The sequence below is a fragment of the Paenibacillus sp. DP01 genome (genome assembly GCF_044784315.1).
GTDB classification, from domain to species: domain Bacteria; phylum Bacillota; class Bacilli; order Paenibacillales; family Paenibacillaceae; genus Paenibacillus; species Paenibacillus polymyxa.
Map to the genome: position 1 here is coordinate 1,106,228 of NZ_CP173059.1, position 25,247 is coordinate 1,131,474.

Genomic DNA, 25,247 nt, shown 5'->3' on the forward strand with positions numbered 1-25,247 from the left:
AAAAATATTAAGCACCAAAAAGCAATGCTAAATTAACACCAGCTTCCCAAAAACGAACCTTGTTAAGCCCATAGGGCAGAGGTTCGTTTTTACAATAATCTTTATGATAATTTCAGAAGGACGATGAGATGATGAAAAACTTGCTCGTTTCTGGCTATCGTGCCCATGAGCTGAATATTTTTAGTCAAAAGCACGAAGGTATTCCATACATTAAAAAGGCGATTGCAGGCAGACTGATTCCCCTGATCGAAGAAGGGCTGGAATGGGTAATTACCCCTGGTCAATACGGGGTGGACTTGTGGGCTTGCGAGGTCGTCATTGCATTAAAGGAGCAATATCCTCACTTAAAATGCTCTATTATGATGGCTTATCAAAATATGGAGGAAAAATGGAAAGAGGATAAAAAGGAATATTTTCAGCAGATTTGTGCCGAAGTTGACTATGTGGGAGTGGTTAGCCGCCAGCCGTATCAGGGAATATGGCAACTCAAGGCACGGGATGAACTCCTTTTCCGCAAAACAGACGGTTTATTGCTTGTGTACGATGAGGATGCCGGAGAGGGCAGCCCACGTTTTATGAAGGAACTGGCATTGAAAAAACAACAGGCAGAAGGCTATCAATATATCAGTATTAGCTCAGAGGATATCCAAAGCATAGCTGACGAAGAACGATTATTCATGGACCTCTGATTTTTAAAGCATTAGCCCGGATTTTTGAACAAAAAGGACGGAATCGTCCCTTTACAATGATGTAAGCGCTATCATAAGATTTAAACAACCATAACTTATCAGTCATATAAAATAAATTTATTGAAAATACAAACCATGAAAGGAGCTAATGATCAGATGAACAAAAAATTTCGGCATACTGTGTTGCTCTGTCTCGGTGTCATGTTGTGTGGAGTGGTCACTCCAATGGATAGCCCAATCTCAGCTGCGTCTACGAGGCAAATGGAGAAGCTGAACAGGGGAACTGTCGCAGTGAAGGTACCAGAGGGGATACTGGTGAGCTGGCGTTTATTGGGTACGGAAGCGGGTTCGGTTGGCTTCAATCTGTACAGAGGGTCAAGCAAGGTGAATGATGCGCCGATTACATCGAGAACCAACTTTCTGGACAAGGCAGGTACGACATCATCTTCGTATACCGTTCGTGCCGTGGTCAATGGAGCAGAGCAGGCCGCTTCTCCAGCGGTAAAGGTATGGAACAACAACTATCTGGACGTTCCCATCCAGCAGCCTGCAGGAGGCACAACCCCGGATCATGTGAACTACACGTACAATGCCAATGATGCCAGTGTGGGGGATCTCGATGGGGATGGCGAGTATGAGATTGTGTTGAAATGGGACCCTTCCAATTCTAAGGATAATTCGCAATCCGGTTATACGGGAAATGTATTTTTGGACGGATATGAGCTGGATGGAACACGCAAATGGCGAATTGATCTGGGACGGAATATTCGGGCTGGTGCACACTATACGCAATTTCTCGTCTATGATTTTGATGGAGATGGTAAAGCAGAGGTTGTATGCAAGACAGCAGACGGCACGGTAGATGGTACAGGAGTAAAGATTGGCGACGCATCGGCTGATCATCGCAACACGAGTGGATATATTTTGAAAGGTCCCGAGTTTCTAACTGTGTTCTCAGGTGATACAGGCAAGGCTCTTAGCACGATTGACTATGTACCTCCGCGCGGAACGGTGTCCAGCTGGGGAGATAACTATGGTAACCGTGTGGATCGTTTTCTCGCCGGGGTTGCTTATCTGGATGGCGTAAGACCCAGCATAGTGATGGCACGTGGTTACTACACGCGCACCGTTCTAGTCGCATATGATTGGCGGAACGGCAATCTAAGCCGCCGCTGGACCTTTGACAGCAATAGCTCCACCAACGCCGGGACGGCTGGACAGGGGAATCACAGTTTGAGCGTGGCAGATGTGGATGGAGATGATAAGGATGAGATCGTGTATGGCTCGCTGGTTGTAGACGATAACGGGGCGAAGCTGGCTAACACGGGGATGGGGCACGGCGATGCACTTCATGTAGGCGATTTGGACCCGGACCGTTCAGGTTATGAAGTGTTCAAGGTGAACGAGGACAAAAATGCCACTTACGGAGCCGCCATGTATGATCCGCGTAATGGCAACATTTTATGGGGCGTAAAAACAGGCAAGGATACCGGACGAGGCATGTCGGCAGACATTGATCCGCGTACCAAAGGAAACGAACAGTGGGCACCGGGCATCGAGTTACGTTCAGCCAAGGGAGAGCTCATTACCAACACGATGCCGTCCTCCATTAACTTCGGAATTTGGTGGGATGGGGATCTCCTCCGTGAACTGCTGGATCATACCTCCTCAAGCGCTGGTAAAATCGACAAGTGGAACTATACGAACTCGACGACTTCCAACTTGCTTACGGCCACAGGGACGAGTTCCAATAACGGGACCAAAGGAACGCCGTCGCTGCAGGCTGATCTGTTCGGTGACTGGCGGGAGGAAGTCATTTGGCGCAAAAGTGATAATTCGGCGCTTCGTATCTATACAACACCTTATGAGTCAGAACACCGCTTTTACACGCTTATGCATGATCCGGTGTATCGCCTGAGTGTGGCCTGGCAGAACGTAGCCTATAATCAGCCACCGCACACCGGATTTTATTTGGGAGAAGGGATGTCCAAGCCCCAGCAGCCGAACATATACACTCCTTGATGTGCAGCAGCTCGATAGTGGGGTGAGTGCAGGTTAAATGAATAGTATCAGATAGGGCTCCAGACTAATCGGGGCTCTTTTTGTTATGGGCATAGAAGAGTACGTATGATTTCCATAATAATGGGAACATTAGTTCTTATCGAGGTAATTTATGTATGGAAAAGGAGGCGGAATCTGTGAGTTCTTTAACGACAGAAAGCATGATCGAGCTCGTAACTAATGTCGGATTCCCTGCAGCATTAAGCCTGATTCTGTTAAAATACATTCTCGTCACCCTTAACCGTAGATTGGAGCAGTTGGACCAATCTATGAAGCAAATGTCACGATCCCTGGAAGAGATCGAGGAAAAGCAGGAGAAGCGGTCAGAACCTACGTTCCCGGCAAATACGGACAAACTTCGCGCAGAATGAACAAAAAAAGGCAAATAGAAACAATTTAGCAACCCAATCGAGAAACAAAATTCTTATAATAGAGACGTGTGCAGTTTATGCAGACATATGATTATGGAGGTGTATAGAAGTATGAAAATAAATACGAAACTATCCGCACTATGTGTTGCGGCCACACTTTTGAGCGCGGCACAAGTTGCCGCCGCTGCGCCCGCCGTGTCCGCTCCAGCGAACGCGGCGCAACCGAGCGTCGCCGCTCCGTCAGCTACCGTACCGGCCCAGGTGCCAGCACCAGCAGCATCTGCGTCTGTTACGACGCCGGCTCCTGCGCAAGCGCCGTCAGTTCCAGCAACAACAGCCCCAGCAGCAGGTTCCGTCCAAACGGCTAAACCAGCAGCTCCGTCTGCACCAGCACCGCGCCCATCTACGTCGGTAGCGCCAGCGGCTGTCCCGTCCGTACCATCGACTGCCAAGCCGTCCAAGCCGCAGCAGCCGTCCACTTCGGCGCCAGCTGCAGCTACGGCTACCAGCGTGAATCCAATCCAGCTGGACAAGCTGAACCATGAGAGTGCGATTCCGCTTGTGCTGGAGGCACAGTCTCGTTATCAGTATGCCACCAGCGGTGGCAAATCGTTGGGCCAAGCGTTCCAGTTGAATGGTAAAAGCTACCGCTATTTGTCCGAGGACATCGGCACGAAGACCAAATTGATCAACTATCTGACGCAGGCCTATACCAAACAGGCCAGTGAGCAATTTGTCAGTAAATTTTTTGTTGAGGTCAATGGCAGACTAGCTCAGTTGAATGCAGATGGCGGCAATTTGCTAGAGTTTAGCCGGGCTACGGCGAAAATGGTAACCATGACTCCGGTGAAGCGCAGCTACCTGCTGACCGTGCCTTATCCGGCAGAAGCCAAACAGCCAAACGAGAAAATCACCGTGAATTTTGAAAAGGTCGGCAGCTACTGGAAGGTTAGCTCCGCGCCGCATGTTATTTTCTAAATTAAGATTTTGCAACGTTCTTTATAAATAGGGTAAAGTGATGTTAAGGCTTGTTTCGTAAGCCCTAATTCAACGCAGGGGAGTGCTGTGCAATGATGACACCGATCAAGGTAAAAAACGTTAAGGATATTGAGAAGATCAATCAAATCGTATCCAATTATACGTATGACATCTGGATTCATGGCAAAAGCGGCATGGCAGATGCCAAATCCATTTTAGGCATGTATGTGCTCAAGCTGGATGAGCCGCTAACTCTGGTTGTACCTGACAACGTCAATCCCAAAAAGCTGTTCAAGGAGTTGGAGGAATTTATTCATTTTCCTGCTCAAGCAGAATAAACAGCAAAGAAGCACCTGCAGACACTGCATACGCTATTTTCAAAATGAATGCAAAGAAGCCATGGAACTCAGGTTCCACGGCTTCTTTTTTAATGTTCCTCCTCGTCCAAAAACGGGAGATTCACCGAATAGTACATAACCCCCATAAGCAGCACGCCACCCACCAGATTCCCAAGCGTAACCGGAACGAGATTATGGATGACGCCAGCGACAGAGACCGTACCCGGATGGTCCAGCACGAGCGCAATGGCGAAAGTACACATGTTAGCTACACTATGCTCATATCCCGAAATGAAAAAGCAGAATACAAACAGCATCATAGCGAACATCTTTGCGCCATTTTCCTTCATAAACATCGGCACAAAAAAGGCGAGGCAGACCAGCCAATTACACAAAATAGCGCGGAAGAATAGCTGCATTGCGGGCGCTTCCATTTTATGCTCAACTACGTTCAGCAGAAAGCTGTTCACGCTGGAGGAGTCAAACAGCCCTGTCAGGTATATAAGGAGTGCGAATACCCCCGCACCTAACAAGTTACCTCCATAGCTGGCAGTCCACAATCGAAGCACCTGACCCCAGCGCAGCTTTTTACGGAGCGCAGCATAGGTGTAATAGAAGGTGTTGCCAGTAAACAAATCACCGCCGCCGTACGCGATCAGAATGATGGCTGCCCCAAAGGTGAGCGCCGCCATGGGATAAGTGAATGGAGAATGCTCCATGTAAAAAAAGTTACCCGTCTTGAAGGCGACAATAACGCCGAATCCGATAAACATACTCGCCAGCATGGAACGCGCCAAATACCGGAGCAGGCTTTGCTTGTAAATTTTATACTTCTTCAGGGCTAGCTGTTCGACATTGCGTAAGCCTTCCGTTTCCATACCAACGACAACCTCCTATTTTCTCATATCTAAGTCATTAAACCGACTTGATTTTTCCCGAAACATGCTCAGCGTGTCAAACAATTCTGTTAGCTTAACAAACCAAGCTTTTGCAGTCCGTATAAAATACCGTCTTCATCTGCGCGTTTTGTGACCATTTTAGCAGCGGCTTTGGCTTCATCACAACCGTTCCCCATCGCGACACTGTTATGTATAGTTGTCAGCATCTCCACATCGTTTAATCCATCGCCAAAAGCGTATTGATTCTCATCGGCAATGCCCAGTCTGGACGTAATTTCGCGAATTCCCTTTGCTTTGGAGCCAGCGTGAGGAACAACGTCCACCGAACTTGGATGCCAGCGTACAAAGTCAAATGCTTTGAATACCGCTTCATAATAAGGCTCTTCTTCTGCTGCACACATCAACAGCGTCTGATAAATATCTCTCCCTTGGAAATAGAGCGGATCGTACCCAACCGAAATCTTGGCCTTAAGCGTTTGGACCGATTTCTCCACAAGCTCATCGTTAGGAATATTGGCCTTCATGTCCATATGATCCATATATACGAGAGCATGATTATGTGTGAGTGCCAGATCAGTCATCGCTTGCAAGGCTTCTCGATTCAGCGGATTGGTAGCGACGACTTCCCCACGGAGCACCACATATTGCCCGTTAAAGCTAACGTAGGAATCAATTTCTAACTGCTCGCGGATATCCTTGAACATAAAAGGAGCACGTCCTGTTGCGATGGCTACCTCATGTCCTTGCTCTTTCAAAGCAAAGACTGCTTTTTCTGCCGTTAACGGCATTTTCTTTTCATCGTCCAGTAATGTACCGTCGATATCAAAAAAAATAATTTTTTTGTCTGACATGTCCTTACACCTGACTTTCAATAATATATTGTCGAAATAAACTCATATGGATTCATTATATCAAAGGAACTGCTTCTGGATACACAAATACGTATAAATCCTCATGAATGTCCGACCTCTATAGCTTACAATATGAAATAAGGATTACTGTAAACTTTAATGTCTATCTCCTATTTTCGAAGATGGGATGTGATCACCATGACAAAAATCCAAGTCACACCGGAGCAGCTGGATAACGTGGCCTCCCAATTTGCCAATGCCCACGGCATACTGTATAACCAGCTGAACGGTCTGGATAGCACAATGAACCGCCTTCACAGCCAGTGGGATGGTATGGAGAGAAATCGTTTTTATAATGACTATCGTACAGCTAAATATACGCTTTCTTCTATATTAAATAAGGTTCAATCCATTGAAATTGAGCTGAAAAGCATTGCTTTGAAGTTTAGAAATGCGGATGCTGGAAGCACACGTGGCTTCTGGTCAGCCTTGGCAGCAGCGATGAACGCTAGTGCAGCGCTGGCGGGCAGCGGAGAGGCTGGAAATCATGCTGAAGATATCGTGAATTCACCAAAAAATATAGACGAGTGGGAGCAGGCAGACGCGGAAAAATATCATCAATATGAGGAACTATTGAAAAACGCGGAGACCATCGGCGACAAGCAAGTCATGCAGAAAATCCACGACCAGATGAATGTCCTGCGGCTGCAATACGAGGACTCGGTTACTCGCACAGATTACAATACAGGAGAGACCTCCAAGATCACATCCGATTCCCTTGTTGCCGTCACTGAACTGACAGGTAAAGACGGAAGCAAAACAGATATATCTATAGATAAAAAAGGAAATATTATAAGTTATGAGCAAAATACGGACCAATACGATTACTGGGTCCAAAAGCATACTCAATCAGCCGGAGAACACGCTCTAGGTAAAACGGCCCAGACCGTTACCGGATATGGAATGGGTCTTATTTTGTCGCGCGGGACTGGCGTCAGTGGAACAGGTTCGGGCGCAGCCTCCGGCTGGGGGGAACACGTTGTCGGCGTTGGTGGCGGTATGATCAGTGACAAGGTGCTGTTCTCTGTTCCCGATGAGGGAGAAACCCGTACCATGATCTACCGGACAAATAAAGAAACTGGGCATGTCGAGAACATGATCATCGTCACCAAAGGTGAGAATGAAATGAAGTATCGCTATTGGGAGGATTATAACTAGGTCTTGAGCAGTGAGAGATCACAACGTGAATACGAGTATCTATAAAATCTACAGACTTTTTCAAGACTAAGCGAGCGGAAGTGGAAGACTGCGAAGCTCATCAGTTGGTAAAATCTGTAGATTCTTTCGTGCACATATTTCTAAAATTCTATTAGAGTTATTTAATTGTTACATAGTATTTATAATTTAAGCAGCAATTTCATGGGGCAAAGGACATCTGACTCATGTAGTGTCTTTAATTTATGTTTTCAAACATAGAGCAATCTGAGCTTAAGAGCAAGGTTAAAAAAAGAGTATAATATCATAATTTGGATAAATACAATAATATAATAAGTGTGTATATTTGTTTATCTTTTAAAAATATTTAACAATTGCATAATTTAATTTTATTTATTTTTATGTAGTGAAAATAATGAAAAAAGCTATTCTTTCAAGAAAACGACTTTATTTAATGATAATCAACAAATTTCTACATTTTGCGACCTTTTATTTACAAAAATGTAACATTCAAAGGTTGACTTATTCATTGACTTTGTTGAAATAAATCGTTATTTTAATTCGTAAAAGGAGTAAAACATGGGTTTGAATAACGATTGATAAATTATTAATACAAGCTTATTAAATGCTAGTGCACGGTAATTACATATGATTTAATTTGTTTTTAAATGATTCTTTTTTTCATTAATTATGTCGATCATAAATTTCTGCTTTAATACTATAAAGGTTATAACTTGCAACAGAAGTTAAATTTGAAAAGTACACATATTCAGGAAGCTCACTGGAGAAGAGGTTTTCAGATGAATAAAGTATCTTTTATTTTTCCTGGGCAGGGTTCGCAATATGTAGGAATGAGTAAAGAACTATGGGATAATTTTACTGTGGTAAAGCGTTTATTCGATGAAGCTGATGATATCTTAGGTGTAAAACTCTCAAAACTTTGCTTTGAAGGAGATTCCCAAGAGCTTCTTCAGACCATGAATGCCCAACCAGCCTTACTTACTGCCAGTCTTGCTGCATACTATGCTAGCAGAGAAATACTGGAACTGGAACCTCAACTGTTGGCCGGTCATAGTTTAGGAGAATACTCAGCATTGGTGTGCAGCGGTTTTTTCTCCCTTCAAGATGGACTTCAAATCGTGAGAAAACGAGGAATGTTCATGCAGCAGGCTACAGCCAACGGGGTAGGGACTATGGTTGCTGTTGCGAATGTTTCTGCTACTATTCTGGAGAGCTTATGTCAAGAGATATCTACGGATCGTGATGTTATATCTATTGCCTGTCACAATTCAAACAATCAGTACGTGCTATCGGGATATACAGAACCTATGGCTCGAATAGTGGAGAAAATCAAACGTCTAGAACATAGTAAGGTTAACTATTTAACAGTAAGCGGGCCTTTTCACAGTATTCTGATGAAGCCTGCAGCAGATAAGCTTGCCGCAGAACTAAAAAAAATCCCGCTACGCAAGGGAAGGTGGCCGGTTGTTTCCAATGTAACAGCCTTACCACATGATGAATTCTCAATTTATGACTTGCTGTACAAGCAAATGATAAGCCCTGTACGTTGGACAGATACGATGGATTATTTATACCAGAATGGTATTACTGTTGCGCTAGAATTAGGTCCGAGAAAAGTACTTGGACAGCTAATGAAAGAAAGATATCCTAGTATCTCTACTTTTTCTATTAATACCAGTTCTTCTTTAAAAGAAGCGGACAAGTGGCTAAGTAAGCAGCAAACTACACGCAAATTTACACTTGAGCGTCTGGAGGAAGGCTTTGCAGCAGCGCTTATTGCACGAAATCGAAACGGGGATTACAAACAACATATGGAGGGAGTTGTTTACCCTAGTCAGCAGATCCGAAATAGGATCAATCAACTTCAAAATCATAAAAATGACACCGTTTATAATGCGGTTAATACAGAGGTGTTAGAGCTCATTCGTACTATTCTCACTACCAAGCAAGTGCCCGAGCAAGAACAACAGACGATTCTTAATATGATCTAAATAAGATTCATCAATGATGTTGGAAATTGTAAATTTATTAACTGGAAGCTAATAAATCTTACGATATACGGGGGGAATAGCATGTATACAAATAGGTTCAAAACCCTGGTTGATGTTATTACAGAACGGGGAAAGAGTGACCATAAATTTATAACCTTTATTGAGTCGGATCAAAACGAAACAACACTTACTTATAAAGATTTATATTGGGAAGCTCTAGCGTTTCTGGAGAATCTTCAGAATGCAGGAGTGAAGCAGGGACAGGAAATCGTATTTCAAATAGAAAATAATCGTCATTTTGTGAAAGCGTTTTGGGCTTGCATTCTTGGTGGTATGATCCCGGTACCTGTCAGCATCGGTAACAATGATGAGCATAGAATGAAGCTTTTTAAAATCTGGGATGTTCTTAACGATCCTTTTTTACTCATCGAGCCCAAAATATTAAAAGACCTTGAGAAATATACCCTGAAAACCAATCAGAATAACCTATTCGAAAATATCCGCCATCGTCATCAATTACTTCTTCAAGACCATGAACAACCTAAGCAATCCTTTGCAAAGATACACACCCCTCAATTGGAGGATATAGCATTTATTCAGTTTTCCTCCGGTTCCACAGGTGATCCTAAGGGAGTCATCCTTACACATCATAATCTCATTCATAACACAAGTGGAATTATAAATAGGACGGTCGTCACAGAGCAAGATTCGTTCTTGCAGTGGATGCCTCTAACCCATGATATGGGTTTAATTTACAATCATATTACCCCATTAGTTGCTGGAGTGAATCAGTACATTATGCCGACTTCGCTGTTCATTCGTCAGCCAGTACTTTGGATAAAAAAAGCTAGTGAACATCAAGTAAGCATTATATCCTCGCCGAACTTTGGATATAAGTATTTCATGCAATTTTTCAAACCCGAAAAAGCAATGAACTGGAATCTGTCCAAGATCCGTACCATCATCAATGGTGCTGAACCTATCTCTACTGAATTATGTGACGCATTTCTTGAGACATTAGCTCCTTTTGGATTAAAAAGAACGAGTATGCGAGCATCATATGGTTTAGCAGAAGCATCGGTTGGAGTTGCTATCCCGCCAATTGATGCTGACTATATAACCGTTTATGTTGATCGTAAGCACTTAAACATTGGAGAGTCTGTCTTGGAGGTAGACAAGACTTTTCATAATGCTCTGCCATTTGTTGTAGTCGGTCAGTCGTTAGATTATTGTGAAATCAGAATATGCAATGACGAGGATGAGGAAGTCGCAGATCGCGTTATTGGGCATATACAAATCAAAGGTGAAAATGTTACAAAGGGATACTATAACAACGAGAATTCGACATCCAAACTTTTGACGCTAGACGGATGGGTGAGAACTGGCGATCTGGGGTTCTTCCGTGAAGGTCAATTAGTCGTCACAGGGAGAGCAAAGGATATCATATTTGTAAATGGACAGAACGTTTACCCTCATGACATCGAGCGTATCGCTGAGGAAGTAGAAGGAGTCGAACTTAATCGTGTGGCGGCGTGTGGAGTTCGTGTTAATGGGATGGAATCAGAGGAAATTGTGGTATTTGTCGTATCCAAAAAGACGATAGAAAAATTTTCTCCAATTGCAACTCAATTAAAAAAACATTTGTATCGTCATGGAGGATGGGCGGTTCACGATATTATACCTATTAAGCAAATGCCCAAAACGACCAGTGGGAAGTTGCAGAGGTATAAGCTTGCGGCTCAGTATGAAGCGGGACATTATCAGGAGACTTCATTAGTTTTAAAAGGGATTATGGAGCAAGAAAACAAAAATCAAAAATTGCCTACACTTTCGTTTGAGATCGAAAAAGTACTTCACGATATTTGCTGCGAGGTATTACTTAGGCAAGAGGTTGATACGAGAGACAGCTATTTTGATTTAGGAGCCAATTCCCTACAACTGGTTCAGATTACAGACAAAATTGAAAATCAGCTGGGGATTAAGCTTGCAGTTACCGATTTGTTTGATCATCCCTCAATAGCTCACTTGGCAGAATTTTTAGCGAGCCCTACTGATTCTGAACAACAGCATATTCCTACGGATGATACGGATCACAATCATAGCAAGGACGTGGCTATTATTGGGCTCTCTTTGGACTTACCTGGTTCTTCATCTGTGTCACAGTATTGGGATCATATTGTCCAAGGCGATGACTGTATCGGGAACTTAGGCTCTCAACGTAAGCAAGACGCCATCGATTATTTATCGGTTGTGGATCAAAGGAAGGGAGCAGAAGAGTTTATAGAAGGCGGCTTTTTAGAAGAAATTGATAAATTTGATTATGCGTTCTTCAAGCTGAGTCCTGTGGAAGCTAGCTATATGGACCCTAATCAGAGATTGTTCCTTCAGACGGCATGGCATGCACTTGAAGATGGGGGTTATGCAGGGGATCGGATTCATGGACAAAAGGTAGGAGTTTACGTCGGCTTCTCAAAAGTGGGCTACGATTATGAACGGATGCTCTCTAAAGGAGAACCGGACAAATTTCACCAGTATATTGTTGGAAATTTACCGTCAGTGCTGGCAAGTCGAATTTCTTACTTTCTTAATTTAAAAGGTCCAGCAGTAACAGTGGATACGGCGTGCTCCTCTTCACTTGTCGCGATTCATATGGCTTGTAAGGCGTTAGCGACAGGGGATTGCAAGATGGCGATTGCCGGAGGAATCCGAACGATGCTATTACCAGTGAAGCTGGGACTAGATATGGAATCGCCAAATTACAGAGCTCGTACCTTTGATGCAGAAGCGGATGGAACAGGTGTAGGAGAAGGGGTTGCAGCGGTTCTGTTGAAGCCTCTCGATCAAGCTTTGCAAGACGGAGACCGTATTTATGCAGTAATAAAAGGAAGTGCGGTGAATCAGGATGGTACAACGGTAGGAATTACTGCGCCTAGTCCTTCCGCACAGGCAGAAGTGGTGGAGGCGGCTTGGAATGATGCGGCTATTCACCCGGAAACTCTGTCATTTATCGAAGCCCATGGAACGGGAACTAAACTGGGGGACCCTATTGAGATTGCGGGATTGACACAAGCTTTTGAAAAATATACGGACAAAAAACAATTTTGTGCAATCGGTTCGGTCAAACCCAATATTGGTCACTTATTTGAAGCAGCAGGAGTATCCAGTCTTATTAAAGCAGTTCTGATGCTGCAAACGAGGAAGAATCCTCCGTTGGTTCATTTTAAGAAACCTAGCTCCCGTATTAATTTTGAATTGTCGCCGTTTTATTTGACGACAGAAGTAGCAGATTTAAGTTCAAATGATGCCCCACTTCGCTGCGGAGTAAGTTCTTTTGGTTTCAGTGGAACCAATGCTCATGTTGTTATGGAGGAGTTTATAGAAACGCGAACACATGAGGAATCTGTAAACACGCCGGATGGTGTTCATCTTTTTACGGTTTCTGCAAAAAATGAGCGAAGCCTGCATCATTTGGTTGAGGAATATGTGGACTATTTACGCCTAAATCCAGCGGTTTCCTTGGAGCAGATGTGCTATACCACACATATCGGCAGAGCTCATATGGAACATAAATTAGCAGTTATCACTTCCAGCTTAGAGGATTTATTACACAAGTTGGAGCGATGGACTTCCGGGAACCAACAAGAGAATGTACCTGATATGTATATAGGTTCTCATAAACAGAGCGTTGATCATAAACGGGAAAAAGATGATACGGTAGGTCGATTGATTACAGCTATCAGAGCAAGTGCACATACAGATATTCACGCTCTACGTCAATTGGGTGAACTGTATGTCAAAGGTATGGCTATTCCGTGGCAAGCGCTTTATACGGATGAGATCAAAATAATCCAGTCGCTGCCTTTGTACCCTTTTGAACGAAATCGTTGCTGGTTTACTCCAAAAGTAGTGCAGATAAGTAACGTAGGCAGGGAGGAGAGACGTATGGAGTCCGCGTATCCAAAAGAGCTGCAAGCTACAGATCAGATCGACTACACAGCAAATATTTCCAAAGTATTAAAAGATGTAATCAGTAAAGTTTCTGGTTTTACGGTGGAACAACTGGATGAGCAGATGCATTTTCTAGAAATGGGCTTGGATTCAATTATGCTAGTTCAAGTTCAAAAAGAAATTAGAGAACAATTTAATGTGGATGTTCCCATGAACCACTTTTTTGAAAGTGTCACAAACCTGGATCGTCTAACAACGTTTATTTCAGATTTGACATATACCACCCAATCAGTTGCGGCTGCGGATGCTCTAAATACGGTCGATGATCGGACAGAAGTCAATCCGGAAAATACGGTTGCTGCAAAGCCTTCGTCCGAGTTGGGTGGCCTGGAAAAGTTACTCTCTCAACAAATTGAATTACTGAACAACCAACAGCTGGGACTTACTCAAGTGTTGACCAAACAACTGGAGATGCTTAGTGGCGGTCAAGGAGGAACTATTCAGGCAGCACCGTTAACCACAAACAAAGACACAGTCAGTGTTCAGCCTACATCTCTGCATGTTGTGGCAACTGACGTGCCTATCACTTCTACAATTAAAGTGAATCCAACTACTGAATCCAAACCCTTTGTACCCTATCAACCTCTACTGATCGGTGAGGAAAGTGGATACAGTGCGCGGCAAAATGATTTCTTACAGCGTTTTATTAAACGATATACTCAACGAACCCTTGGGTCCAAGAAATACACACAGGAAAGTCGACTGGTTCATGCCAATAATCGTCATGTGTCTGGGTTCCGATCCTATTGGAAAGAAATTGTATATCCTATCATTTCAGAGAGCGCTTCGGGTTCAAGGATATGGGATGTGGATGGGAACGAGTACATTGATTTAACTATGGGCTTCGGGGTTCATTTATTGGGTCATAATCCAGCTTGGCTAACCGATACTTTACGGAGCAATGTGCACGACCGTACGCCTTCGATCGGCCCTATGTCGAATACAGCAGGCGAGGTTGCTGCCTTGATTAGCGAGCTAACAGGAGTGGAGCGGGTTGCCTTTTACAATTCGGGGTCAGAAGCTGTTATGGTCGCTTTACGTTTGGCTAGAGCAGCTACAGGACGCTCCAAAATAGTACTATTTGCTGGTTCTTATCATGGAACATTCGATGGTGTACTTGCCGTGTCTGATCCGAACTCAAGCGGGGGAGAGGCTTTGCCCATGGCACCGGGAATCCCTTCGAGCATGATGGAGGATGTAATTGTACTCCCTTATAATCACCCGGATTCTATAAAAGCTATCAAACATTATGCACATGAACTTGCCGCCGTATTGGTGGAGCCTGTACAGAGTCGAAGACCGGATTTGCAACCAAAGGAGTTCTTGGAGCAAATTCGCGAAATAACAGCACATTCGGGAACGGCACTTATTTTTGATGAAGTAATCACAGGATTTAGAATTCATCCAGGAGGTGCTCAAGCCTGGTTTGGAATTAAAGCTGATTTAGTTACTTACGGAAAAGTGGCGGGCGGAGGTATGCCTGTTGGCATAGTCGCCGGAAGCTCAGAATTTATGGACACCGTAGATGGAGGTGTGTGGTCGTTCGGAGATAACTCCTATCCAGAAAACACGAATATTAAAACGTTCGTAGGTGGTACTTTCTGTACACATCCGCTGACCATGCATACGGCTCTAGCCACTTTGAAATATTTGAAGTCTGAAGGGCCGAATCTTCAGGAACAACTGAACCGAAGAACCAACGAATGGGTAGCAGAGCTGAATACTTATTTTAAACAAAATAGTGTGCCTATCCACATGGTGAACTATGGCTCATTATTCCGGTTTGTTTCGTTTGGCGACATTGAGCTCTTTTTCCATCTGCTGATTGACAAGGGAATTTACATATGGGAAGGTCGCAATTGCTTTTTATCGACTTCTCATACAGATGGAGACCTTCAACAAATTACACAGGCTGTAAAGGAAAGTGTGGAGGAATTGAGAAAAGGGGGATTCCTACCTGACCATACGCCATCACCAGATGGAAATGGAAGCCGAAAAAATGATGTGGTTCCCCTCGAATCCTCATCGTTCCCTTTAACAAAGGAGCAGCAGCAAATTTGGTTTGCTACGCAATCCAGAAGTGATTCATCTACTGCATTCAACGAGATAGCAGCATTGCGAATGCAGGGTCAACTGCAGCTTGATACTGTAAAACGTTCAGTACAGACAATTGTGAATCGGCATGAGTCGCTACGGACGGTTATTGACCCCGATGGTGAAGAACAGCATGTTCTTGAGAATGTGAATGTGGTCATCTCCCTGAATGATTTCTCAGGATTTCCTCCATCAGAGCATGAAGAAAAGGTCAAGCAATGGTTTGAGGAAGAGGGGCAAAGGACGTTTGATCTGACGTCCAAAGAACCATTGTTCCGAACTCACATTTTACGTTTAAAACCGGATGAACATATTGTAGTATTCACGTTTCATCATATTATTGCGGATGGTTGGTCAATGGCAGTGTTTATCCGTGAATGTGAGCAAGTCTACACTTCTTTCTGCAAAGGTGAAAATATAGTCAAGCTGCCTGTACCGCCAAAATTCAGGGAATTTCAAGCTTGGCAACAGTTGGAACTAGAGCGTGCAGGAGTGAGTGAGGCAGTTTCTTACTGGGCACAGACATTGGATTCCGTCTCTGTCGCCATGGACATTCCGTCAGAGGACGGTGGTATGAAGAAACCAGCGTATAGTGGAAGAAGAATAAATATTCGGGCAGACAGTACGCTGACGAGAAAATTGAAAAAATTTAGTATTAAAGCGGGTAACAGTCTGTTTGTCACACTTTTGACAGCATATAAAGTATTTCTGCACCGTTTAACGGGAAACACCACGATAGTAGTAGGTATTCCTACCTCTGGTCAGTCTAGAATGGAACAAGTTAATTTGATCGGAAACTGTGTTAATATGCTACCGATTGTGAGCCATATTACCAGCAAAGAATCATTATTTAAGTATATGACACAAGTTAAGCGAGTCATACAGGAAGTCGAACCGCTTCAAAACTACTCTTTTGCTGATCTAATTGAGCGTATAGAAAACATACTGATTCCTGAAATGAATGTCATCTTCAACATGGATCGACCGATGCAGAATTTTCATTTTCATGGACTGGATGTTGAATTGATACCGACACCGATCCTGTACTCCAAATATGACATGTTTCTCAATGTGATGGAGGTTGAAGGAGAGCTTTGGTTTGATTTTGATATTAAAGCTAGCTTGGCCGCATCAGAAACAATGCAGATTTGGGCAAAGTACTTTTTGCACATCCTGAACACGATTGCTGATGGGCAGGAACGGGATTTTGTAGATATCTCACTCTTAAATCAGGATGAACTGAAATATGGGGCTAAAAACTACAGGGACTATGTGGAACTCGAATCCAGCGACATTACGGACAATGATTCACCAAGAGCCATCTATTTACTGGATCATTATCTGCAACCTGCGCCTGTGGGGACGATCGGGGAATTGCATGTAGTACAGGAAAACGAATCGCCTTCCGAAAATTTAGTATATTTACCGACAGGAATCCTGGCTTTGCGAACCGCAAACGGTGAATTGCGATTGTTGGGACCTGTTCAGAAGCGAGCCTATATAAAAGGACATGCCATATATACTGAACAGCTTGAACGATTTATTACCTCTATTCCACAAATTAGCGAATGCCAAGTGATAGCCCAGAGCATAGAGGGCAGAGCAGACACACATTTGGTTGCCTATGTTACGAGTCCTGATGATGGAATAGAGGAAATTCTTCGCAAGCAATTGCGAAATCATTTGCAAGACCAATGGGTACCTCAACAGATCGTACAGCTTGAAAACATGCCCTTAAATTCGCAGGGATATGTAGACTTGTCGCAGCTTTCTACTATGAAACAAGCTGTTACCAAAGAACCTGTTGAGGCAGTTAGTAGCACGGAGAGAAAAGTAGGAGAAATTTGGGAAACGGTGCTGGGATTAAATCGTGTTAGATCTGATGACAATTTCTTTGATCTAGGAGGAGATTCGTTGAAGGCGACTCTCTTGCTTGCCAGAGTTCATCAAGAGTTTGGCAAACGAATCCCTTTGAATGTACTTTTCCATTCACCGACAGTTTCGACCTTGGCCAAGGTGATCGAAGGAGCCAAACAAGGAACAGCCGTTTCTATTAAAAAGCTCGAAGAATGTACGCATTATGCAGTATCAGATGCCCAAAGGCGTATGTTTGTCTTACAGGATATGGGGATAGGTACAGCCTACAATATTACGGGTCAGGTGCGTATTGATGGGGATCTAGATATCCCTCGTCTTCAGAAGGCTTGCCTGGATTTGATCCGGCGTCATGAATCATTTCGTACTTCTTTTAATATCGTGGATGGCGAAATTGTACAAGTTATTCATGATGAGCCGACTTTTGAAATCAAAGTCACAGAAATATTGGAGAAAGATGCAGACGAGATGAGTCGCTTGTTTGTCCGTCCGTTTGATCTGCGCCAATGGCCACTTTTCAGAGCAGAATTGTTTCGCTTTGAGGCTAATAAACATATGTTGGTCATGGATATGCATCACAGTATTGCAGATGGGCTTTCGTTATCCATTTTCCTTAATGAACTCGTACAACTGTACCGGAGTGAAATTTTAGCTCCGATCCAAATTCAATATAAAGATTTTGTTGCATGGCAAAAGGAACAGTATACCAGTAATCGTTTGTTTGAACAGGAACATTATTGGAAAAATGTTTTGAACGGAGAATTACCTATACTGGCAATGCCTACGGACTTCCCTAGACCATTACATCAAAGCTACGAAGGGGCTGTATTGTCGTATAACATCACTTCAGCGATGACAGAAGAATTAAAGAAGCTTGCCAAAAATACGGGGACTACAGCTTTTATGATCCTGCTTGCGGCTTATAATATACTGCTCGCAAAGTATACGGGTCAGGAAGATATTATTGTAGGAACAGCGGTGGCAGGGCGTCAGCATCCGGACACGGAAACGATGATGGGGATGTTTGTCAACACGTTAGCTTTGCGGAACCGTCCGTCTCCTCAGCGTAGTTTTCATTCATTTTTGCAAGAGGTCAAAGAAACGACTCTACGAGCTATGGATTATCAAGACTATCCTTTTGAAGCATTGATTGAGAGACTGGATATCCGTCGTGACCAAGGACGCAATCCTTTGTTTGATACGATGTTTGTCATGCAGAATTTTGAAATGAGTTCGCTTGAAGCCAATGGAGTAAAATTTCATCCAAGTGAATTCAATCCAGGAATTTCCCAATTCGATTTGGTACTAAGTGCTGACGAATGGCAGGAGGGTCTGGCCTTACGCTTCAATTATTGTACCCAATTGTTCCGATCAGAAACGATTGATCGCCTTGCTAGTCTCTATATACAAATACTACGCTCCATTTTGGAACAACCTTGGAGCGAGATTGGGAAGTTGGAATGGTTACCTGAGGAAGAGAAGTTACAGCTAATACACGGCTTTAACACTTTTGATCCGCCATCTTCATCGATAGTGAAGAAACAAGAAACGCTGCACTTGCAATTCGAAGAGCAAGCCCTCAAAAGTCCGGATCATGTAGCTGTAGTTCATCAGGGACATGTGATTACTTATAAAGAGCTGAACGAGAAATCAAATCAGCTGGCGAGGGCATTAATGAAGCGGGGAGTAGGGGCAGACACTGTAGTCGGATTAATGGCGGGCCGTTCATTAGATTTGGCCGTGGGTATGTTGGCTATTTTAAAAGCCGGTGGTGCCTATCTTCCAATCGACAGTTCTTATCCAGAAGAACGAATTCACTTTATGCTTGAGGATAGCGGGGCTCCGCTCCTGTTGTTGAATGACTCATCTAATTACAATGCTACTACTTATGAAGGCTTAGTCCTAAATATGGACGATGATGAGTGGTATAAAACAGAAAGCAAGTTGTCTTCCAAGTGGGAATCGGATTCAAGTCATTTGGCATATGTGATCTATACATCGGGCTCAACCGGTACTCCTAAAGGAGTTTGTATTGAGCATCGAGCGATATTAAATACGTTATCTTGGAGAATAAATGAATACGCACTAGAAGCAACAGACCGTATCCTGCCATTGCTGTCTAGCTCATTTGATGCTTTTGTGGGTGCCTTTTTTACTCCGCTGCTGTCTGGAAGTACGGTGGTGCTGCCTACGAATGAGGAATTGAGTGAATTATCGGCTCTGAAGACCTTAATTTTATCAAGTCATATTACACATCTCGTGTGTACTCCTTCCATGTACATGTCTGTTATAGAGGGTCTGGCCCCAGATGAAGCCATGTCTCTCAAGGTTGTAACGTTAGGCGGTGAGAAAGCAACGAAACGGTTGGTAGAAGCCAGCCAAGCCAAACATCCCGGCATTCAATTGTTCAATGAATATGGCCCAACAGAAAATAGCGTTGTTACAACGATGTTACGAGATATGGGGCCTGAAGAAGTAGGGTGTATTGGAAAGCCGATTCCAAATACGGGTGTTCTCATTCTGGATCAATACTTGCAGTTGCGACCAATAGGACTTCCAGGAGAATTGTGTATTTGGGGTAAAGGTATTGCGCGAGAATATCGTAATCGTCCTGAGCTTACGGCGCAGAAATTTATCCCGCATCCTTATTTGGACAATATGAAGCTCTACAGAACAGGAGATTTGGCGAGATGGTTACCTGACGGAACGCTAGAGTATCTTGGTCGAGCAGATCAACAAGTTAAAATCAGAGGCTACCGGATTGAGCCAGGTGAAATTGAAAGCACATTGTTGGCTCACAGAGCGGTAAAAGAGGCAGCAGTAGTGATTAAAGGAACAGATGACAATCCGTATTTATGCGCTTATGCCGTTTTGCGGGAATCAGTTACAGTAGATATTTTGAAAGACTATTTGTCGTCAAGCCTGCCTCACTATATGGTACCAGCCCATGTAATTTTGTTGGATGCGATGCCGCTGACAGCAAATGGTAAAGTTAGTAAAAGTGCATTGCCTGAACCAGGTGGTCATCTCAACAAAGAATTACAGCACGTTGGGCCCCATAATGAAACGGAGCAGCTATTGATCGAAATGTGGCAGGATCTGCTGGAGATTTCGCCGATTGGTATACACGATCATTTTTTTGAAATAGGTGGGCACTCGATGAAAGCTACTCTGTTGACTGCGAAAATCAACGAGGTCTTTCATATCGAAATTTCGACTCAAGATATATTTGGGGCACCAACAATCGAAGCACTCTCCAAGAAAATACTTGCTGCCAAGCCAACAGATTATCGACGAATTGAGGCAGTGACTGAGGAAGCTTATTATGAGGTTTCTCCAGCACAATCCAGATTGTTGGCCGTGCTGCCGCTGGATGAGACGGGTGTGGCTTACAACATGTCGGCAGCATTGATGATCGAAGGACATGTAGATCGAAGAAGAGTGGAGCGTACCTTTGAACAATTAGTAGCCCGGCACGAAGCATTTCGGACCTCGTTCGGATATGTGGATGATAGAGCGGTGCAATTTGTACAACCAGAGGTAAGCTTTGAACTTGGCTTTGCCCGGGCTGCTGGTGATATTACGACAAAGGGTATAGATACATTGATTCGTAATTTCATACGGCCTTTTGATGTTGGTAAAGCCCCACTATTTCGGGCGGAGCTTCTTCAAATGGATCGGGATAAATGTATGCTTCTTATTGATATGCACCATTTGATAGCCGACGGTACTTCTATCGACACCATTATTAACGAATGGAACAAGCTGTACAAGGGAGAAGAACTGCCCGTTTTACCGCTTCAATACAAAGATTACTCTGCTTGGCTCAGATCGAATACAGAAATTCATGCAAAGCAGGAACAATATTGGCTTGAGCAATATAAGGGAGAACTGCCCGTTCTAGATCTACCTACAGACTATCAGCGCCCACAATTGCAGAGTTTTGTTGGAGATATGGTGAAAATTGAGCTGTCCGAAAAGCTTGTAGAACAGTTGAACCTCACTTGTCTTCAAACAGATAGCACTCTCTTTATGCTCTTATTTGCTGCCTATAATGTGCTGTTGGGGAAATATGCGGGACAAGAAGATGTCGTAATTGGTATTCCAACGTCTGGACGAACGCATGCAGATACCAACGGGATCGTAGGGTTATTCGTTAATACACTGGCCATTCGGAACCATCCGGCTAGTCATAAGAGCTTCAAAACCTTTTTGAACGAAGTAAAAGAAAACACGCTACAAGCTCTGCAAAATCAATCGTATTCATTTGCCGAACTGGTTGATAAGCTGTCCATCAAGAGAGACTTGAGTCGAAATCCGTTATTTGACACGATGTTCTCCTTTATGAATACGGATGCACAGCAGTGGCAAGCTGATAACCTTTACTTTGAGTTATATCCGTTCAAAACGGGGATTTCCAAATTCGATCTTGTACTGAATGCCGAACAAAAGGCTGGGAGAGTTCATCTAGAATTTGAGTACAGTACAAAACTGTATAAAAAAGAAACCATTGAGCTTCTCGTCGAGCATTACCTAAATGTATTAGAGGAAATAGTCCAAAACGCTGATATGGCATTGACTGATATTAATCTCCTAAGCGCAACAGAAGCGGCTGCTATAGAGGAGCGTTATAACAGCACTGATATAGCTTATCCACAGCCGAGACCTATACATCATTATATTGAGGAGCAGGCTGGCAAAAGACCTGATGCTAGAGCCGTTATCTATCAAGATCAGGTGCTGACCTATAAGGAATTAAATGATCAGGCGAATGCGATAGCAGGCGATTTGTTGGCTAAAGGAATTGGACTTGGAAGTTATGTACCTATACTCATGGAACGGAGCCTGGAACTGGTAGTATCCATACTGGCTGTTATGAAAACAGGGGCTGCTTTTTCGCCTCTTGATACAGAGTGGCCTATTGATCGCTTACAGAGCGCCTTGCAGGATTTGGGAAGTTCTATCCTATTGGTCAATTCAAGTACTCCTATCAGTTCAGAAATAAATGCTGGAGAGTATCTAGCTATAGACTGCTCTGTAGTCGAAAAGAGGAGTAACGCTATCAGTAACCCGGTAGTCGATGTAGATATGGAATCACCAATCTATGTCATCTTCACTTCGGGTTCAACCGGCAAACCAAAAGGAGTTATTGCTGCCCATAAAGGAATCACCAATCGTTTTCTATGGATGAATGACTATTTTGGAACATCGGCTGCACAAAGTGTTCTCCAGACGACTCATCATGTATACGACAGCGCGGTCTGGCAATTGTTCTGGCCATTAATGAACGGTGGCACAACTGTTTTGCCGGAAACAGGCATGACAGTGGATGCTACGTACATGACAAATATTATTGAACAGGAGCGTATTTCTTTTACAGACTTCGTTCCATCCGTATTTAATGCTATTGTCAACCAGTTAGATCAAAATTCAACTCGAACTAAGCAATTGGATTCTCTTCAACAAGTTATTCTTGGTGGTGAGGAAATTACGCCATCGACAGTTCATACATTTTTAACCATTTTTCCTCATGTTCAAATCACGAACCTGTATGGTCCAACGGAGGCAAGTATTGGCTGTGTTGCTTATCGAGTGACAGGAGATGAAGACAGAATTCCTATCGGAAAGCCAATTGCCAATACCAAGATTTATATATTGGACTCTGGACTAAAGAGGGTTCCCGTAGGAATTACAGGAGAAATGTATATTGCAGGTACACCACTTGGGATTGGATATTTGAATGATCCGATCAAAACGAAGGCCAGCTTTATAGATAATCCTTATTCAATGCCTGGCTATGAAAAGCTCTATAAAACGGGGGATTTAGCTAAATACTTGCCTGACGGTAATATTGCATTCCTGGGTAGATCCGATTTTCAGGTCAAAATTCGCGGGTACAGGATTGAACTTAGTGAAATTGAATATCATCTTTTAGGCATAGCTGATATTCAGGAAACTGTCGTGATGGTCAAAGAAAATAAGGGAAGTTCTTATTTATGCGCTTATGTGGTATCAGCTAACCCAGTAGATACGGATCGTATCAAAATACAGTTGGCTAAGGAGCTTCCTGATTACATGATACCTTCGGTGTATGTTCCGCTTGACATGATTCCCATAACACCAGGCGGAAAGATTAACCGTAAAGCATTACCTGAACCTGACTGGAGCGGTGCCTTAGAAGTAGAGTATGTGAAACCAACAGGTGAGACTGAAGTATTGCTGGCCCACATATGGGAGGAAGTGCTTGCCGTAACAGGCGTAAGTGCGACTCACAACTTCTTTGATTTGGGAGGAGACTCTATTAAGGGTCTGCAAATCGTCTCACGTTTGAACACACATGGCTACAAGCTAAGCATTAAAGAATTATTTTTGTACCCTCAGATTAGACAATTGAGCCCATTCGTTAAGGTGATCCGTCGGAAGATTAGTCAGGAAGCCATTGAGGGAGAGCTGCCTTTAACGCCAATACAGCAGCGATTCTTCCATCTACAGAAGGTAAGTCCTCAGCATTTTAATCAGTCCGTCATGCTATTTTCTGAAGACGGTTTTGATGAGCAAGGGATTATGGCTGCATTTGACTGCATTGTTAAACATCATGATGCCTTAAGGATGACATTCTGTCAGAGAGAAGATCGCATCGTTCAATACAATGAAGGACTAAACAATCAACCACTATCCTTGACGATAAAATCACTGCCTGAAGGTCTACCAGCAGAAGCATGGATTGAGCAAGAAGCGACGGCTATTCAAAGTAGTTTCGATCTCACCACCGGTCCTTTAATGAAGCTTGGATTATTCCGGACTGCTGAAGGGGATCACCTGCTCATTGCGGTTCATCACCTGGTAGTTGATGGGGTTTCGTGGAGAATTATTTTACAAGATTTTACGTCCCTTTATCAGCAATATCAGCAGGGGACAGCACTACACTTGCCAGACAAAACGGATTCTTACCGCTCATGGGCACAAGAAATAAGCCAATATGCAACAAGCGAGGAGCTGGCGCAGGAACTGGAATACTGGGCACAGCTGGAGCAAACTCAGTCCGGAGCGTTGCCTAAAGACAGCTCCTATGAAACCAACATGTTGCGTGATAGTGAAAATGTAAGTGTATCACTTGATAATGAGAACACTAGCAAATTGTTAAGACAGGTGCACCAGGCCTACAATACTGAAATTAATGACATTTTGCTCACTGCTCTTGGATTAAGTATCAAAGAATGGACTCAGCAGTCTCGTGTGTTGATCTATCTTGAAGGGCATGGGCGAGAAGAAGTGTTTCAGGAAATGAACATTTCCAGAACTGTTGGCTGGTTCACAACAATGTATCCATTTTTACTGGAAGTGGACAATGCGCATGATCTCTCATATCAGATTAAGAACATCAAAGACAGCCTTAGAAGGATACCGAACAAGGGCTTTGGGTATGGGGTATTAAACTATGCTCAAGTGAATGAGTCTGGTGTGACTGCATTTCAGGCCGCTCCTGAAATTGCCTTTAATTATATGGGGCGTTTTGATACGGAACTAGATACAGATGTATTTACACTTTCTAAATTTTCCTCTGGAGAAGAGGCTAGTCCCTTCACGGAAAGATCTGTAGCGTTAGATATCAACTGCATTATTAATGAGAGCGAACAATTAATTATTACATGCAACTATAACAAGCAAGAATACCAGCAACAAACCATTGAACAACTATTATTTTTATTCCAAAAACATTTGACGAATCTAATCGACCATTGCTGCAGCAAACAAGTAACGGAACAAAGTCCAACTGATTTTCTCTATGACAAGTTGTCAATCGATGAGTTTCAGAACCTGTCCCAACTCTTAAGTAACAAACTAAACTTGTAGCA

10 protein-coding genes are annotated in these 25,247 nt (G+C 43.4%); 8 read left to right on the forward strand and 2 right to left on the reverse strand.

The annotated features are described in order from the left end of the window. Positions 1-131: 131 nt before the first annotated feature. The 5 genes from ACH59B_RS04975 (at position 132) to ACH59B_RS04995 (ending at position 4,437) form a co-directional block, all read left to right on the forward strand. Positions 132-689 (forward strand): SLOG family protein, encoded by a 558-nt coding sequence (locus tag ACH59B_RS04975; RefSeq protein ID WP_025364125.1) that lies wholly within the window; start codon positions 132-134, stop codon positions 687-689. A 225-nt stretch (positions 690-914) separates the two neighbouring features. Next, positions 915-2,711 carry a rhamnogalacturonan lyase gene (locus ACH59B_RS04980; RefSeq protein ID WP_103042649.1) on the forward strand — a complete coding sequence of 599 codons (1,797 nt, stop codon included), beginning with the start codon at positions 915-917 and terminating at the stop codon, positions 2,709-2,711. A 176-nt stretch (positions 2,712-2,887) separates the two neighbouring features. Continuing rightward, entirely contained in the window at positions 2,888-3,121 is a 234-nt protein-coding gene (locus tag ACH59B_RS04985; protein ID WP_103042204.1) for a hypothetical protein, read from the forward strand. A gap of 111 nt (positions 3,122-3,232) precedes the next feature. After that, positions 3,233-4,099 (forward strand): DL-endopeptidase inhibitor IseA family protein, encoded by an 867-nt coding sequence (locus ACH59B_RS04990; RefSeq protein WP_404303430.1) that lies wholly within the window; start codon positions 3,233-3,235, stop codon positions 4,097-4,099. Between the two features lie 92 nt (positions 4,100-4,191). After that, positions 4,192-4,437 (forward strand): HPr family phosphocarrier protein, encoded by a 246-nt coding sequence (locus tag ACH59B_RS04995; protein WP_016819915.1) that lies wholly within the window; start codon positions 4,192-4,194, stop codon positions 4,435-4,437. 89 nt (positions 4,438-4,526) lie between these two features. Here ACH59B_RS04995 and ACH59B_RS05000 read toward each other — a convergent pair whose 3' ends face one another. Then, complete coding sequence (locus ACH59B_RS05000) at positions 4,527-5,315, reverse strand: formate/nitrite transporter family protein (protein ID WP_016819917.1); 789 nt, start codon at positions 5,313-5,315, stop codon at positions 4,527-4,529. An 89-nt stretch (positions 5,316-5,404) separates the two neighbouring features. Then, entirely contained in the window at positions 5,405-6,187 is a 783-nt protein-coding gene (locus ACH59B_RS05005) for a Cof-type HAD-IIB family hydrolase (RefSeq protein ID WP_404303433.1), read from the reverse strand. A gap of 198 nt (positions 6,188-6,385) precedes the next feature. On the opposite strand from ACH59B_RS05005, the gene ACH59B_RS05010 reads away from it, so the two are divergent. The 3 genes from ACH59B_RS05010 (at position 6,386) to ACH59B_RS05020 (ending at position 25,245) form a co-directional block, all read left to right on the forward strand. Next, positions 6,386-7,405 carry a WXG100 family type VII secretion target gene (locus tag ACH59B_RS05010; protein WP_103042207.1) on the forward strand — a complete coding sequence of 340 codons (1,020 nt, stop codon included), beginning with the start codon at positions 6,386-6,388 and terminating at the stop codon, positions 7,403-7,405. Positions 7,406-8,202: 797 nt separating this feature from the next. Beyond that, positions 8,203-9,414, forward strand: a complete 1,212-nt coding sequence (gene fabD, locus ACH59B_RS05015; protein WP_103042208.1) for an ACP S-malonyltransferase — start codon at positions 8,203-8,205, stop codon at positions 9,412-9,414. Positions 9,415-9,495: 81 nt separating this feature from the next. Further along, a complete protein-coding gene (locus ACH59B_RS05020; protein WP_404303436.1) occupies positions 9,496-25,245 on the forward strand; it encodes an amino acid adenylation domain-containing protein in 15,750 nt (5,249 codons plus the stop codon). Positions 25,246-25,247 lie beyond the last annotated feature (2 nt).